At 60.1% G+C, this 14999-nt stretch carries 14 protein-coding genes; 6 read left to right on the top strand and 8 right to left on the bottom strand.

Features of this window, described 5'->3' with window-relative positions; translation table 11 throughout:
* Positions 1-139: 139 nt before the first annotated feature.
* On the top strand, positions 140-1600 hold the full coding sequence (locus R4P64_RS01650; protein WP_033233866.1) for an anion permease: 1461 nt from the start codon (positions 140-142) through the stop codon (positions 1598-1600).
* Here the strand turns inward: R4P64_RS01650 and R4P64_RS01645 are convergent, their stop codons facing one another.
* The 3 genes from R4P64_RS01645 to R4P64_RS01635 are packed head-to-tail and all read right to left on the bottom strand — an operon-like array spanning position 1601 to position 5050.
* Positions 1601-2350 (bottom strand): succinate dehydrogenase/fumarate reductase iron-sulfur subunit, encoded by a 750-nt coding sequence (locus tag R4P64_RS01645; RefSeq protein ID WP_317819003.1) that lies wholly within the window; start codon positions 2348-2350, stop codon positions 1601-1603.
* Positions 2347-4299: a fumarate reductase/succinate dehydrogenase flavoprotein subunit gene (locus R4P64_RS01640; protein ID WP_033233656.1), complete on the bottom strand. Its 1953-nt coding sequence runs from the start codon at positions 4297-4299 to the stop codon at positions 2347-2349. The genes R4P64_RS01645 and R4P64_RS01640 overlap by 4 nt, the downstream gene beginning before the upstream one ends.
* A 4-nt stretch (positions 4300-4303) precedes the next feature.
* Positions 4304-5050 (bottom strand): succinate dehydrogenase cytochrome b subunit, encoded by a 747-nt coding sequence (locus R4P64_RS01635; RefSeq protein WP_045065493.1) that lies wholly within the window; start codon positions 5048-5050, stop codon positions 4304-4306.
* Positions 5051-5206: 156 nt separating this feature from the next.
* On the opposite strand from R4P64_RS01635, the gene R4P64_RS01630 reads away from it, so the two are divergent.
* The 3 genes from R4P64_RS01630 to R4P64_RS01620 all read left to right on the top strand — a co-directional run bounded on the left by R4P64_RS01630 (position 5207) and on the right by R4P64_RS01620 (position 8530).
* Positions 5207-6535, top strand: a complete 1329-nt coding sequence (locus R4P64_RS01630; protein WP_287161976.1) for a lipase family protein — start codon at positions 5207-5209, stop codon at positions 6533-6535.
* A complete protein-coding gene (locus R4P64_RS01625) occupies positions 6536-7783 on the top strand; it encodes a Tat pathway signal protein (RefSeq protein ID WP_317819002.1) in 1248 nt (415 codons plus the stop codon). It abuts the gene before it with no gap.
* A gap of 108 nt (positions 7784-7891) precedes the next feature.
* The gene (locus tag R4P64_RS01620) at positions 7892-8530 is read left to right on the top strand and encodes a YdcF family protein (protein WP_317543140.1); all 639 of its coding nucleotides are present in this window, start codon (positions 7892-7894) and stop codon (positions 8528-8530) included.
* On the opposite strand, the gene R4P64_RS01615 is transcribed toward R4P64_RS01620, so the two are convergent.
* Positions 8514-10043 (bottom strand): MFS transporter, encoded by a 1530-nt coding sequence (locus tag R4P64_RS01615; protein WP_317819729.1) that lies wholly within the window; start codon positions 10041-10043, stop codon positions 8514-8516. The two genes, R4P64_RS01620 and R4P64_RS01615, sit on opposite strands and share 17 nt — an antisense overlap.
* 129 nt (positions 10044-10172) lie before the next feature.
* Entirely contained in the window at positions 10173-10604 is a 432-nt protein-coding gene (locus tag R4P64_RS01610; protein ID WP_033233651.1) for a MarR family winged helix-turn-helix transcriptional regulator, read from the bottom strand.
* A 335-nt stretch (positions 10605-10939) separates the two neighbouring features.
* Between R4P64_RS01610 and R4P64_RS01605 the strand changes: the two genes are divergently transcribed.
* Complete coding sequence (locus R4P64_RS01605; protein WP_317818998.1) at positions 10940-12034, top strand: GGDEF domain-containing protein; 1095 nt, start codon at positions 10940-10942, stop codon at positions 12032-12034.
* 8 nt (positions 12035-12042) lie between these two features.
* Here the strand turns inward: R4P64_RS01605 and R4P64_RS01600 are convergent, their stop codons facing one another.
* Both R4P64_RS01600 and R4P64_RS01595 read right to left on the bottom strand, forming a co-directional pair.
* Complete coding sequence (locus tag R4P64_RS01600; RefSeq protein WP_033233649.1) at positions 12043-12255, bottom strand: DNA-binding protein; 213 nt, start codon at positions 12253-12255, stop codon at positions 12043-12045.
* On the bottom strand, positions 12252-13655 hold the full coding sequence (locus R4P64_RS01595) for an MFS transporter (protein WP_045065485.1): 1404 nt from the start codon (positions 13653-13655) through the stop codon (positions 12252-12254). Before R4P64_RS01595 ends, R4P64_RS01600 begins: the two co-directional genes overlap by 4 nt.
* A 64-nt stretch (positions 13656-13719) precedes the next feature.
* Between R4P64_RS01595 and soxR the strand changes: the two genes are divergently transcribed.
* Positions 13720-14160, top strand: coding sequence for a redox-sensitive transcriptional activator SoxR (gene soxR, locus R4P64_RS01590; RefSeq protein ID WP_033233647.1), 441 nt, complete (start codon positions 13720-13722; stop codon positions 14158-14160).
* A 7-nt stretch (positions 14161-14167) separates the two neighbouring features.
* Here soxR and R4P64_RS01585 read toward each other — a convergent pair whose 3' ends face one another.
* The gene (locus R4P64_RS01585; protein WP_092804532.1) at positions 14168-14992 is read right to left on the bottom strand and encodes an ABC transporter ATP-binding protein; all 825 of its coding nucleotides are present in this window, start codon (positions 14990-14992) and stop codon (positions 14168-14170) included.
* Positions 14993-14999 lie beyond the last annotated feature (7 nt).

Here is a 14999-nt window from a genome sequence, read left to right as displayed (position 1 = left end):
CTCCCGGTCGTCGACAATAGGTAACTTCGATAATTGCCTGCGCGCCGGGACATGTCGAGAGGTGTTGTGGCGATTGACCGCACGAAATTTGGGCAAGTGGGGGACAATCACCGTCAGGCGACAAGTCGAGGAGATGCAAATGTCCGAGGCCAAATCCGAGCACACCGATGTTGTAGTTGAACCCGAGCCGTCGATGATGAAGCGGTACTACCCCGCTGCGGTGCCCGTGATCCTCGGTTTGATCATCTTCTTCCTGCCTGTGCCGGATGGTGTCGATCCCAAAGGTATGCAGATGCTCGGCATCTTCGTCGGCACGATCGTCGCGTTGATCCTGCAACCGCTGCCCACCGGATCAGTTGCCCTCGTCGGCTTGTCGATTGCGATGATCACACAGACGGAGACGCCTTCGGAGGCGCTGGCCGGCTTCAGTAACACCACGATCTGGCTGATTGTGGCCTCGTTCTTCATTGCCGAAGGTTTTCTGGTCACCGGTCTGGGCAAACGGATCGCGTTGATGTTCGTCACGAAACTCGGAAAGTCAAGTCTTGGACTGTCTTACGGGATGGCGCTGACCGATCTGATTCTTGCGCCGGCAACACCGTCGAATACCGCGAGAGCGGGCGGCGTGGTGTATCCGATCATCGTCTCGCTGAGCAAACTCGAGGATTCCAATCCGGAACCGGAGGAATCCCGGAAGAAGCTCGGCGCGTATCTGCTGCTCACCTCACTTCAGGTCAACGTGGTCACCTCGGCCATGTTCATCACCGCCATGGCCGGTAATCCGGTAGCCGTCGACGCGGCCGCCAAGCTAGGTATCGAGATATCTTGGGGTAAATGGGCATTGGCGGCTTCGGTGCCGGGAATTGCCAGCTTGATCGCGATCCCGTGGGTGATGTCCAAGATCTTCCCGCCGACCATGCTGAAAACCCCCCAAGCTCCGGAGCAGGCCAGGGACGAGCTACGCAAGGCCGGTCCCGTGAGCCGCGACGAGAAGATCATGGCCGCAACGTTCATTCTGCTGCTTGTGCTCTGGTGCCTGGGTACACAACTCAACGTCAACGCCACCACCACGGCGTTTGTCGGCATCGCGATCCTCCTTGTCACGAAGGTGCTCAGCTGGAACAACCTGGTGACGGATAAAGGCGCATGGCAGACGCTGGTCTTCTTCGCTGTATTGGTGGGTATGGCAGGTCATCTCGAAGAGTTGGGCGTGATCGCGTGGATCGGCGGCCAGGTCTCGTCCAGTGTCGACGGGCTGCCGTGGATCTGGGCATTCGCGATTCTCACACTGGTCTACTTCTACGCGCACTACCTGTTTGCTTCCAACACGGCGCAGATCGTCGCGATGTACGCCGTGTTCCTCGGCGCAGCGGTTGCCACGGGCGCTCCACCACTGTTCTCGGCCTTGGTGTTCGGATTCATCGGCAGCCTGTTCGGCGGTATCTCGCACTACGCGTCCGGACCCGCCGGAGTTGTCTACGGCTCCGGGTACATCAAGACCTCCGAGTGGTTCCGAATCGGGTTTGTCATGAGCGTTGTGCTCATCCTCATCTGGACGATCATCGGTGGCGCGTGGATGAAAGTGATCGGTGCCTGGTGATCAGTTGTCCTTGCGGCGCAAGCTGAACCGCATGGATTCCTTGTTGACGGCGGCGATTGCCGTCAACGGGATCTCGGCTGGACACACCTTTGCGCATTCGCCGTAGGTCGAGCACGGCCCGAAGTCGGCTTCCATCTGATCGGACATCGCGCGGGCGCGCTTGCCTCTTTCGTTGCGACCCTGCGTTACCAGCGACAGATGGGTGAGTTTGGAACCCGTGAACAGATGGGCCGCTCCGTTGGGGCACGCGGCAACACAGGCGCCGCATCCGATGCAGGCCGCAAAGTCCAGCGCGGCTTCGGCATTCTGATGGGAGAGCGGTTGACTGTCGGCGTCAGGTGCCGTGCCGGCGTTGACGGAAACATAGCCACCGGCCTCGAGAACGCGATCCATAGCCGACCGGTCGACCACCAGATCCCGTACCACCGGAAACGCCGCAGAACGGAACGGCTCCAAAACAATTCGATCACCGTCCGAGAACCTACGAAGATGCTGGCGGCACGTCGGCGTGTTGGCCACCGGCCCGTGCGGGGTGTTGTTGACGGTGATACCGCACGAACCGCAAATACCCTCGCGGCAATCGGAATCGAACGCGATGGGGCTCTTGCCCTCTTCGACGAGTTGATCATTGAGTCGATCGAGAAGTTCGAGCAGCGACATCTCGACGCTCGCGTCGTCAACCTGATAAGTATCGAAGGCGCCGGAAGATTCAGGTCCGTTCTGGCGCCACACATCCACAGTGATTTTCATGCGTAGTTCCTCGTTTGCAGCGGAACAGCGGTGAAGGACAACGGTTCGTCGTGACGGATGTGCCGACCGTCCTTGGCGGTTTCCCAGGCCGAGACAAAGCACCAGCGATCGTCGTCGCGTAGTGCTTCACCATCCGACGTCTGGTGCTCGGCACGAAAATGCGCTCCGCATGATTCGTCCCGGTCGAGCGCGTCGACGCACATCAATTCGGCGAGTTCGAGAAAATCAGAAACCCGCCCAGCCCGTTCGAGTTCCTGGTTGAACTGGTTTCCGGTTCCCACAACCCGCAGGTCCGACCAGAATTCGCCGCGCAGTTCCCGGATCTCCGTAATGGCCTTTGTCAACCCTTCTGCCGAACGGGTGACTCCGCAACCCGCATACAGGATCTCGCCGAGTCGGCGATGGAATCTGTCGGGGCCGTGCTTGCCACCTACAGACAACAGGAGTTCGACTCGTCCTCGTACGTCGTTGAGCGTCGACACCACCGCCTCGTCGTCGAGGCTGAGTTCGGGAGTACCGAGCAGGGGTGCAAGGTAGTTCGGAATTGCATAGGGAAGGGTGAACCACCCGTCGACGCAGGCGGAGAGCAGGGAATTGGCGCCGAGCCTGTTTGCTCCGTGGTACCCCCAGCCGGCTTCGCCGCCGACGAACAGGCCTGGGATCGACGTCATCTGGTCGTAGTCGTTCCAGAGGCCACCCATGGTGAAATGCGCGCCCGGTGCAATACGCATCGGCACTGTATAGGGATCCTCACTGGTGGCATCGCGATACATCGAGAAGAGGTTTCCGTACCGCTCTTCGATGGTCTTTCGACCCAATCGCGCGAGCGCATCTCGAAAATCCAGGTACACACTGTTTTTCAGTGGGCCGACGCCATGACCGGTATCGATCTGCTCACGGGCGGCGCGCGAGGAAACATCGCGGGGTGAGAGATTGCCGAAGGCGGGGTACTTGCGTTCGAGGTAGTAGTCGCGCTCGCTATCGGGGATGTCTCCGGGCTCGCGACTGTCTCCCGGTTGTGCTGGTACCCAGATGCGGCCGTCGTTGCGGAGCGACTCGCTCATCAGGATGGTCTTGGACTGCCACTCGGAATTGACGGGAAGTGCGGTGGGATGGAACTGAATGAAGGACGGAGACGCCATCAATGCGCCGCGCCGGTGCGCTCGCCACGCGGCAGTGGCGTTGGAGTTCTTGGCAAGAGTCGATTTGTGGAAGACCGTGCCGTAACCACCCGACGCGAGGACAACCGCATGTCCTGTGGTGGACCTGATTTCGCCGGTCACGAGGTCGCGCGTCACAATTCCCTGGGCGCGTCCGTCTGCGACGATGAGATCGAGCATCTCGGTGCGGGTATGCAGGTTCACGGTGCCGGCAGCGATTTGTCGTTGCAGTGCCTGCGACGACGCTATCTGCAACTGCTGGCCCGTCTGCCCACGCGTGTAGTACGTGCGCGAAACCTGGACGCCACCAAACGATCGGGTGGCCAACGTGCCGCCGTATTCGCGTGCAAACGGAGCGCCGATGGCATTCATATGGTCGATCACCCGCACGGATTCCTCGGCTAGCCGGAAGCAGTCCGCCTCGCGTCCACGGAAGTCGCCGCCCTTCACGGTGTCCTTGACAAATCGATCGAGGCTGTCGTTGTCGACCTTGCGGGCGCGGGCTGCGTTGATGCCGCCTTGAGCGGCGACGCTATGTGCGCGTCTCGGTGCATCGTGGAACGTGAACGACTCGACGTGGTAACCCAATTCGCCGAGCGATGCGGCACAGGCCGCGCCGGCGAGTCCGGTACCGACAACGATGACCGTGAACTTGCGGCGATTGAGTGGGCTGACGAGTTTGTAGTCGAGTTTGCGGTTCGGCCAGGCCCTCGACGGATCTCCCGGCGGTACATTACCGTCAATCGGGGTACCGATGGTTCGCAGGTCGTCGGCGTCGAAGCTGCTCATCTGATCACGCTCCTGTTTTCGAGACGAGTCCGGTGAGAACGGCGATGGGGATCGACATGTTTCCCACCATGACAACCAGTGCGATGATGCCGGCGAGTGCGACCGCAACTTGGCGGAACCGCTGACCGGTCACACCGAGATCATTGACGGCACTCCATAATCCGTGGGCCAGATGCATGGCGAGCAGGGCCATCGCGAGTATGTAGAAGGCAGCGACAGCGGGGCGTTCGAAGCTGGCAACGAGATTGTCGTAGGCGTAACTCTGCGATCGGGTGGCCGCTTCGTATTCGGTGCTGCCGATCGGGCGGGTGCCGGTTGTGAGGTCGAGGATGTGAAAGACGATGAACAGCAGGAGAACTGCTCCGGTCACCGGCATTGTCCGGGCGGTGAACGACGAAAGTCCTAACCCCTTGCGGCGGAACGGTCCTCGGGCTCTGCGCGCGCGGAGGGTGAGAAGCCACGCGCACCACACATGGGCTATCAGCGAGACCAGTAGAACGATGCGGAGAATCCAGAGCAATCCTTCGTAGGGAAGGAACGGTTCGAAGACGGTTCGTAGCCAGTGTGCATAGTCGTCGAAGTGTTCGGCGCCGGTGTACACCTTCAGATTGCCGATCATGTGGACGACCACGAACGCCGCAAAGATCAGCCCCGTCACTGCCATCAGAATCTTGCACGTGACGTTCGACGGGCGTAGGCGTGACCGTGTTGAATCGGCACCGGCGTGCGGTACGCGGGTCGGAACACTCACTCGTAAAACCTCCCAAGCCAGACGTGCCGGATAGGTGTCGTCAGCCTAGGCGTGATTGTGTAATTGAGCAGGGGAACGCAGTGCGACTTGTCGGTTCGTGCCGGTCAATGGTTATGTAACGGACAATATTACTCGGAAGTAAGGAAGACGTAGGCGATGGTGAACTCGACGTCACGACGACGAGCAGTGTGCGTCGGCGCTGCATCTGTCCTGGCAGCTGCCCTGATCGCGGCGGGGTCACCGGCCGGGGCGCAGGAAGCCGTCGACCTGTCCGAGGTGTTCAATCCGCTGGTTGTGCGAGCTCTCCAGGGTGGTGAGATCTCGGGGGAGTTCACTCCACTGGGACTCTCGTCGGATGATCCGTGGTTCGACGAACCAGAACTCAGCGGCGACACAGCGCCGGGAATCCTACTCAAAGCCCGCCCAGTGAGCGTGCAGGTCTATCAGGTGCGACCGGACGCGGTCAGCGCCTACCAGCTCATGTACACGACAACCGATCATTTCGGACGTCGGGTGATCAGCACCGGAATCCTGATGATTCCCGAGGATGGCACCGCTCCCGCTGACCGCAAGATCATCGGTTATGCCGAGGCGAACGACAGCCTCGGGGCCAACTGCGCTCCCAGTCACCAGTGGACCGGTGGAAATCAGAGCGACCCGGCCATGTTCTCGGCACTCGGACCCGTTGCGGAGATGTTCGGACGCGGTTGGGCCGTCATGATGAGCGATGTCGGAAACGACGGGGATACCTCGCCGCACCCGTTCTCCGTCGGTCAGTTCTCGGGCAAGGCCACCCTCGACGGTGTACGAGCGGCGCTGGCGCTTCCCGAGGCCGGATTGGCATCCGATACACCGGTTGGCATCTACGGAGTTGCCGGTGGCGGTGTCGCGGCGGGCTTTGCGGCGGAGCAGGCCCATACCTACGCGCCAGAGCTGAACGTGACGGCCAGTGCGATCCAGGCGATGATGATCGATCCGGCAACGTTCGAGGCAACTGCAGCCGGCGGCATCGGTTCCGGGTTTGTCTTCTCGTCCGTCCTCGGTTTTGATGCCGGGTATCCGGAGATCAAGCTAGACGATCACTTCACTCCGGTTGGCCGCGACGTTGCTGCGGCTTTTCGGACATCTTGTCAAGCACTGTATTTGGCGCTTCCGTTCGTTCCGTTCGATGTTCTGTTGACCAACCCAGCGCCCCGAACCATTCCGGCGCTGGCGGCCGCCTACGAGGACAACACCTTGGGCAAGCAGGCACCGAAGTCGAAGTTGCTTATCTCGTCCTGTGAAGACGATTTTCTCGTGCCCTTCAGTGAGGCACAGGAATTGGCGGATACGTATCGCGCCGACGGTGGTGACGTCGATTTGATTCCTTCGCAGTGTGGGCCTCTCGACTATGTCACCAACCTGTACAAGACGGTTACCGATCAGCTCGGGATGCAGGACGTCGCCTGGTTGGATGCGGCGTTCGATGAAGCGGAGAGTAAGTAGATGATCCGAAAGCCTTTGACACGTAGAGATTTTGCCCGCACCGTTATGGTGGGCTCGGTTGCACTTGGCAGCGCGATGGCGGTAGGAACAACTGCTTCGGCGCGCGAGGTGGATCGGTACCTCGATCTCGCCGCGGTCAACGCCGATGCCGAAGCCGCAGGTGGGCTTCATCCGACTCTGCCCTCAGATTCCGCGAAACTTCGTGTCCTGCTCGACGAGGCCAGATCGGTGGGGGTGGATCCGCGGCGGTATCAGGTATTGCTGAAGCAGTATTGGCTTGCAGTCGGAACGGAATCCGCGGGAATCGACCTTGCCTCCTGGACTCCATTCGACGGTGTTCACGCAAATCTCGGCAACCTGACCGATACCTTTGCGTTCTACGAGCGCCTCCAACTCGAACACAGTGAATTACAGTGGGCTGGAATGGGTGGGATGGTTGGTCCGGCTTTTGCAGCGGGACTACTCGACGTGGATTTCGGGCGGGTTGTTCTGAACATCCGAGCGATCAGCGACGCTATGGCCGTGGTGTGGCGCGAACTCGATCGTGTCGGCACACCCATCGCGCAGTCGATTGCAGCGCCCGAAGACCTCCAGGCGTTGCTCCAGGTGGGGCACGAAATTCGACCTGAGGATGTGATGTGGTTCCAGGGCAAGGTTATTGCCATGAGCAAGCACATCTTCTCGGACCTGATCCCCATGCATATGGCGTGGATACACAACGGGGCGGACGGGATAGGCGAACTGGACCGGGCCGGACTGCTCGACGAAAATGCGCGAATTGCCTGGCGCAACATTGCATCCGGTAATCCGGAAGCCGTGTTTGACGGTAATGTGCGACTGCTTCGACGTGAGCAGTACCAATCCGTCGGCGATCAATGGGACGAGGCAAAGAACTATCGCGGAAGCGTCGGTCGGGCTCTGACGTACTTGACCACGTTTGCCGCGTCGCCGTCGATGCCGGGTGTAATCCCACCGCGTGAGTCCGATTCGCTCGAGTTCCAGGTTGGCGCAGCAAGAATCGCGACTCCGTTGCCGGACTTCAACTGGGCGGATCGAGACGGGCGCTGGATATACATCACCAACCAATTGCTTCCCGTCTACCGCGATCTCATGAACGATCAACCGGTCCTGTGGCGCGAGACGTTGAGTGCCCCGGTATCTCAACGGATTGCGGGTCAGGGCATGATCGCGCAGTTGCCGGAGCTGCTGCGTTCGATGCTCTCGGCGGTCAAGATCGACTGGAACTGACAGCTGATCCAGGATCTTTCCTGAATAACAATCCTGCCAAAACGGGTAAATAAGACAAAATTCTCGTTAACGTGACCGGACATCCGACATTTCAGGGGGTCCAATTTGATGGTCACTGTGCGTAAATCGGTGTTGAAGGGAATTGTGGCAGCCTCGTTGGTTGCGGTAGCAGGAGTAGGACTCTCGCCGGCAACAGCCAGCGCTGATGTCACGCCCGTTACTTTGGTCAACGGCGTTCTGTCCACAGTTGGTGGGTGTCAAACCACCATTCGTGAATTGATCGTGTTCTGCACGGGCGCAGAGACGTTGACCAGGCGGTCGCCGCTTCTCCTCGATCTGAATCCGGTCGGAACCAACATCGTTGTGCTCGGCGCCGGGCTATTCGACGACGGGACCATGCGAGATATGTTGATCGACCGTCTGCAAGCTGCCTTGTACCTCGCGCAGAGGTATCCAGCCGCACCGATCATCACCAGCGGCGGTGCGCCCAAGTCGGGTGTCACCGAAGCCAGGGCTATGCGGGATTGGCTGGTGGCCAATGGCGTTCACCCGGGCCGCATAACCGAGGAAGGCCGATCGGGTTCGACAGTGCAGAACGCGCAGTTCACCTCGCAGATCTTGGCCGACCGCGGAGCAACCGGCGTTGTCGTGGTGTCGAGCGCCAACCATGTCGAGCGGGCGATGATCGACTTCAGGGTTGCGGTGGCAGGCAGAATGCTTGTCGCCGGCGTTATTGCTGCGACTTGATCAACTCTGCTTCGGCCAGCAGTTGCTCGTCACCGCTCTGGGTGCGCAGAGCACGTTCCTTGATGAAGGCGACGGCAACAAGGCTGAGCAGTCCCAGAATTCCGGCAATCAGAAACAGGCGTGCGGTGGCGTCGCCGTACGCGATGCGGACGACGTCGGCAAGGGCGTCGGGCAGTTCATTGAGATTGGACAGCCCGGCGCCTCCCGTTGCGTCGACGCCGATTGCGCTCAAGCCCTGAGCAGTCAGATGTGCCACGTGTGTCGACAGAACGGCGCCGAGGATCGAGACTCCGGCTGCCCCGCCGAGCGAGCGGAAGAATGTGATGGTTGAACTGGCCGCTCCGAGATCGCTCGCATCGACCGTATTCTGCACTGCGAGAACAAGATTTTGCATCACCATGCCCATGCCGGTGCCTGCGATGAACAAAAACACGCCGATCCAGACGACTGAGGTGGCGTGGTCGATGGTGGCGAGCAGGAAGAATCCGAGTGTCATCGTGCTCGCGCCGGCAACGAGGAAGATCTTCCATCGACCGAACTTGGTGATGAGTGAGCCGGAGATGCCGGACGACAGGGTGGATCCGATCACCATCGGAAGTGTCAGAAGCCCTGCGACAGTGGGTGAGTAACCGCGTGCGATCTGAAAGTACTGTCCGAGGAATACCGCGCCGCCGAAGATGGCAACACCGACGGTGATGCTGGCGAAGGTCGCGAGCGAGGTGGTGCGGTCACGGAAAAGCCGCAGGGGAATGATGGGTTCCTCCACCACGCTCTCGACCCAGACTGCCGCGGCGATAAGCACGATTCCGAGACCGCACAGGAAGAACGACATACCGGAGGACCACTCGAAGTTCTTGCCCGCCAAAGTCACCCAGATGAGGAGGGTGCTTACGCCGCCGGCGATGAGAGTCGCACCGGCGTAGTCGATCTTGACCTTTCTGCGTACTACGGGAAGATTGAGGGTGCGCTGTACGACTATCAGTGCGATCACTGCCAACGGGACGCAGACGAAGAAGGTCCAGCGCCACCCTAGCCAACTGGTATCTACGATGACGCCGCCGATGAGTGGACCGGCGATGGTGGCAATCGACATGACGGCTGCGATCGGACCTTGGTATCGGCCACGTTCGCGAGGACTGAACATGGCTGCGATCACGATGATGACCAGTGCCTGCAAGCCACCGAGTCCCAGGCCCTGCACTACTCGGAAGGCGATCAATATGCCGACGGATTGTGCGAGTCCGGCCAGGATGGATCCGATGGTGAAGATCAGGATGGAGAGTTGAACCAGCAGTTTTTTGCTCACGAGATCCGAGAACTTGCCCCAGATGGGCGTTGTGGCTGTGGAAGCCAGAAGAGTTGCCGTCACGACCCAGGTGTACTGATCTTGGGTTCCGTGTAGTTCGGTGATGATGGTCGGCAGGGCATTCGAGACAATGGTCGAGGATAGGAAGGCCACGAACATTCCGAGGAGAAGTCCGACAAGCGCCTCGATCTTCTGCCGGTGCGACATCGGAGCGGCGGGGGCCTCCTGCAGGCGGATCGATCCGACTTCTTCATGCGTGACCACGGCGACCCCACTTAGTTAGTTGACACATGCAACATTAGGCTAAGTTGGTTGTAGAACGCAACGGTTTTGCGATTAGTTTTCCATGCTGCCCAGTCGATGCAGAAGCGACGTCAGCGCGATGACGTCCTCGGGATCCCACGTCGCCAATCGTGCACGCCACTCGTCGGCCTGACGATTCTGGACGGTGGTCACACGTTCCCGGGCCTCGGGTGTCAGGGCAACCAACTTTGCCCGGGCGTCATCGGGATCGGGGATCCGCTGTACCAGTCCGAGGCGCTCGGCCGAATCGATTTGTCTGGTCAATGTCGACTTCTCGATATCGAGCGCAGCAATGAGATCCGACATCGGAACCGCATTCGAACGGTTCAGTAGAACCAGGACGGAGTAGAGCGCCGGATCGAGTTTGGGGTGGATGGCCCGCGCGTACTTACGGGCGCGAGCGCGCCCGCGCTGCCACATATCGGCGAGTTCCATCTGCAGGCCCGAGATGGGATCTGAAACCACTGTTGCTACCCCTTAGGTGCGTCGACTTCCGGTGTTCATCCAACCAGAAGGGGCGCGGGATGCGAGTTCCGGATTCATTGTCACCCGAATGCAAATTAGTCATTGCCCTGAGAATCTCCTAACGGTTTGATGCGGTGACTGATCTATTGTCTGATTCGGGACGGTCCGTAGCTGGATAGTTGCCTGACCAGGCGATATTGCAAGCGCAACGTGTTGGTCGGACCGTCCGTTTTGGCTATGCTGCACGCTATGGCCGAATTTTCGGGGAAATCAGGCAAGTGTGGGCCACCCTGGGGGAAGCGAGAGATTTGCCCTCGAATGATCGAGGCTCCGTCGTGAAAGCGTTGATCGACCTGATCGCGCAGTGGTGGCGTCTGCCCGATCAGTATCAGAGTTTCATGCGTTACCTCGAAGACCGTGGTCTTGTGTCGGCTTGCCGAATCCTGGTCGGCGGAACTGCGTTCGGGATGGGGGTGATCCTCGTCCTCATGAGGTGGAGTGCTGTGGGACCGCAAGGTTCGTTCTGGCGATCCGTCAACCTGATTGTGGTCGCAGCCTGCCTGATCGCTGCCCTCATTTGGTGGCTGTTTCCGCCAACCCGGCTGTGGTCCTACACCTTTGTTGTCGGCTCCGATATTGCTATCGCGGCGGCGTCGTTCTCGGACGTCGATCCGCTGGCACGATTGTTGTGCTGTGTGGTTTTTGCCTCGATCGGTGGCTACATCGCGTTTTTCCACAACCCCACGTTGCAGCTCGGGCACCTGGTATTCGCCACCCTGGTCACGATTATGGCGGGGTGGCCGCTGCTGTTTGGTGACAACACGGATCCAGGATTGGGAATTGCCAAAATAGGTGTCACTCTCGCGACCGTCTATGTGATTCCCGTCGTCTCACAGATCATGTTGGCGATGCTTAGTTCCGATGCAACCACATCGGAATTCGATCCGCTGACCGGGCTTCTCAATCGACGGGGGCTTTCACGTCGGGCGACGGACATCGTGGGCGAGCAGATAGACGAACACAATGCGCTTCTGGTTGTGGTGATCGATCTCGACCGATTCAAAGAGATCAATGATCTCCACGGACACGATATCGGCGACAACACAATTATCAGGACCGGTTTGCGCATCAGGCTCTGGACGTCGCAGTCGGCTCTGATCGCTCGAGTCGGCGGTGACGAATTTGTAGTGCTCGAGCGGGCGCCCTTCAATTCGGTGGCAAAACTGTCGACGCGGATCACCACATTCATGAGTGGTGACAATGACGTACCGGCAATCAGTTCGAGTATCGGAATCGCGATTCGTACGGCGCCCCGAGAAGTGGACGAAACCGTGGACGAGATTGTTTCCGCACTGTTCAGGGTGGCCGATTCGGCTATGTATCAAGCCAAACGTGAGGGTGGAAATCAGGTGCGTGCCAGCATCGTGTGAAGGCTTCTTCAGTCGCCGAACGACAACCCTCGTTCGGCGAGTGCCTCACCCAGAATGCGAAGGGCTTTTGGGCCCATTCCGTGAAGCTTTGCCAATTCCGATTCAGATACCGATGCGAGCTGCGACAACTCGGTGTAACCGGCGGCAAGGAGAGCCCGCGTTGCAGGCGCGCTGGTTTTCGGGAAACCGTCGCCGGGCTGTGCTGACTGAGATTCGGTCACGGTTGATCTCCTCGAGACGACGGGAAGGCGCGCGCTGCGATCGCCACACCGATACAGGCTACGACGGCAAATGTGATCAGGAGTAATTGTGCGGAACGCAAAGTCGAGGGTGCGCCGAGATTCACCAGAACTCCGGCGAGAGCGGCGCCGAACGCGTTGGCGATCAATTGCACGGTATTGATCGCCGCGGCGGCTTTTGCTCCTTCGCCTGGTTCCGAGACCGAGTTCATCGCACCGACAGCCAGGTGTGGCCAGGCGATGCCGATACCCGCCCCGGCAATGACCAGTCCGACGATCCACGCTGCGATTGCGCCGGCGCCGGCCTGATCGGTGAGGAACGCGGCCGTCAGAGCAAGCCCGAATGCGACCAGAACAGGTCCGCCGACAACGATTGTGCGGACAGCGCGAGGTGACGTTGCCGAGGCACTCGGAATTTCGCCGAGGGTCCAGCCGAGGGCGAGGGCGGCGCCGAGGAAACCGGCGGCCAACGGTGTCATACCGGCAAGGAGCTGACCGAACAGCGGAATGAACGTTTCGACCGTCGAGCTCAGGGCCAAGGCGACGATGGTCAGGTACACCCATTTGAGGGACGACGCGGTGAAGGTCGACGGCGGGAGTACTCCATGGCTCGCGCGACGGTCTGCTGCGACAAAAGCAATCAGTAGTATCACTGCCGCAAGAACCAGTGTGGCGGTCACCGCAAGGTTGGACAGAATTCCCGCGACGCTGACCAACAGCGCTGCTGCGGTCAGCAGGGCCAGCGAGAGAATCGGAACCGGACTGCTGGTGGTGCTGCCTGCAGTATGTGCCGGCAGCGCGCTGGGGACGAGCGCGGCAACCGCGATTGTCGCGACCACCAAGACACCGAATGCCCAGCGCCAAGCGCCGAATTGAGCGAACACTCCACCGATGGCCGGCCCGGCGAACGTGCCGACACCCCACATTGCTGATACGAGTGCCGATGCGCGCGTCCACAACTGCTTGGGTAGGGCGGCGTTGATCACGGCATAACCGAGACCCGCCAGCAGTCCGCCGCCTGCTCCTTGAACAGCACGGCCGACCAGAAGCATTTCCATCGTAGGACTGAGCGCACAGACGATCGTGCCGATCGCGAAGATCGCAAGCGCAATCAGATACGCGCCTCTAGGCCCTTTCGCGCCGAGGATCCGGGTGACCAGCATCGAGGAGATGACTGAGGCAATGAGGAAAACTGTTGCAGTCCAGGCGTAATACCGTTGCCCGCCGATGTCGTCGATTGCCGTCGGAAGCAAGCTGGTCGTGAGATAGACGTTCGTGGCATACAGCGCCACTCCTCCCGCCAGGACGGTAGCGGTCCCGAGATGCCGCCCGCTCAGTAACTGGCGCCACGTGCCGGCGGAGACATCAGTAGGGGAATGCATGTCGATGAAGGTAGAGTCTCAAGTGCGCTTGAGGTCAACTTCGGGTGCCAGACGGGAGGCGAGGATGATTCGCAAGAGCGACGAACTCCTCTCTATCGGCGAGGTGTCGGCCCGCACAGGCGTTGCGGTGTCGGCCGTGCGGTACTACGAAACCCTGGGTCTGGTTCCTGCCGTTCGCACTGCCGGCAATATGCGAAAGTTTCCGCGGCATGCCATACGGCGAGTGACGTTGATCCAGTTGGCCGTCCGCTTCGGCATTCCGTTGTCGGAGGTCGGGGAAGTGTTCGCCTCCCTGCCAGAGGGCCGCACACCCAACAAGAAGGACTGGGCAAAGATCTCGACAGCCTGGAATCAGCGGCTAGAGGATCGTAAACAGGCGATCGCGCGCCTCCAGGAGGAGTTGACCGGGTGTATCGGGTGCGGGTGCTTGTCACTGCAAACCTGCAACCTGCTCAATCCGGGAGACGAACTCGGTCTGGGCGGGCAGGGCGCTCGCCGGATCTGACGAACTGTCAGATCAGTTGGCTCAGTTGGTTCCGTTGGCGAGGGTGGGACCTGGCATTCCAACGTCCATTGCGTCGTTCGATCTCGATGGGATGTGAGAAGCAGTCGCTGATGTTCTCCGACGTGATCACATCGTCGGCAAGTCCGGTTGCCGTGACAACGCCGTCCTTGATCAGTAGCGCATGTGTTGTAGTAGTCGGAATTTCTTCGATGTGATGGGTGACAAGAATGCTTGCCAGGGAAGGGTTTTGACTACGTAGGTCATCCAGCGCGCTCAACAGCTGTTCGCGGGCTGCCAAGTCGAGACCGGTGGCGGGCTCGTCGAGAAGAAGCAATCGTGGCTCGACCATGAGCGCTCTGGCGATCAGTGCGCGCCCGCGCTCTCCCTGAGACAAATTGGGCCACAGTGCATTCGATCGTTGGCTCATGCCAAGCAGGTCGATCAAGGCGTCGGCGTGTGCTTCCTGCTCCGGAGTGGGTGACCAGCGAGGCATCAACTCAGTGGTGTTGGTGAGTCCGGTGATCACGACGTTCCGGACGGTGATCGGAATACCGATCGTATGACGCGGATTGACATGCCCGATGTCCATCCGCAACTCACGCATGTCGACACGGCCCAACTTGTGGCCCAGAACGAAGACGGAGCCGCGGGTGGGGTGTGCGGTTGCCCCGAACAGGCTCAGCAGAGTGCTCTTTCCCGCACCGTTAGCCCCCAGCAATACCCAATGCTGGCCGGGCTCGATCGAAATGTTGATGTCCTGCAACAAGTACCGGCCGTCTCGGACCAAGTCGACATGTTCGGTCGACAGCACTGTGCCGCTGGAGTGTTCCACGGATGAA

The sequence above is a fragment of the Rhodococcus sp. IEGM 1366 genome (genome assembly GCF_033142425.1).
Taxonomy (GTDB): domain Bacteria; phylum Actinomycetota; class Actinomycetes; order Mycobacteriales; family Mycobacteriaceae; genus Rhodococcus_F; species Rhodococcus_F globerula.
This window is presented reverse-complemented; position numbering and strand designations above follow the sequence as displayed.

Bases quoted from the DNA above. Each gene is read 5' to 3' on its own strand.
- R4P64_RS01650 (WP_033233866.1), top strand. From the start codon at position 140: ATGTCCGAGGCCAAATCCGAGCACACCGATGTTGTAGTTGAACCCGAG.
- R4P64_RS01615 (WP_317819729.1), bottom strand. From the start codon at position 10,043: ATGTCGCACCGGCAGAAGATCGAGGCGCTTGTCGGACTTCTCCTCGGA.
- R4P64_RS01620 (WP_317543140.1), top strand. From the start codon at position 7,892: ATGGTCACTGTGCGTAAATCGGTGTTGAAGGGAATTGTGGCAGCCTCG.
- R4P64_RS01625 (WP_317819002.1), top strand. From the start codon at position 6,536: ATGATCCGAAAGCCTTTGACACGTAGAGATTTTGCCCGCACCGTTATG.
- soxR (WP_033233647.1), top strand. From the start codon at position 13,720: ATGATTCGCAAGAGCGACGAACTCCTCTCTATCGGCGAGGTGTCGGCC.
- R4P64_RS01640 (WP_033233656.1), bottom strand. From the start codon at position 4,299: ATGAGCAGCTTCGACGCCGACGACCTGCGAACCATCGGTACCCCGATT.
- R4P64_RS01645 (WP_317819003.1), bottom strand. From the start codon at position 2,350: ATGAAAATCACTGTGGATGTGTGGCGCCAGAACGGACCTGAATCTTCC.
- R4P64_RS01595 (WP_045065485.1), bottom strand. From the start codon at position 13,655: ATGCATTCCCCTACTGATGTCTCCGCCGGCACGTGGCGCCAGTTACTG.
- R4P64_RS01630 (WP_287161976.1), top strand. From the start codon at position 5,207: ATGGTGAACTCGACGTCACGACGACGAGCAGTGTGCGTCGGCGCTGCA.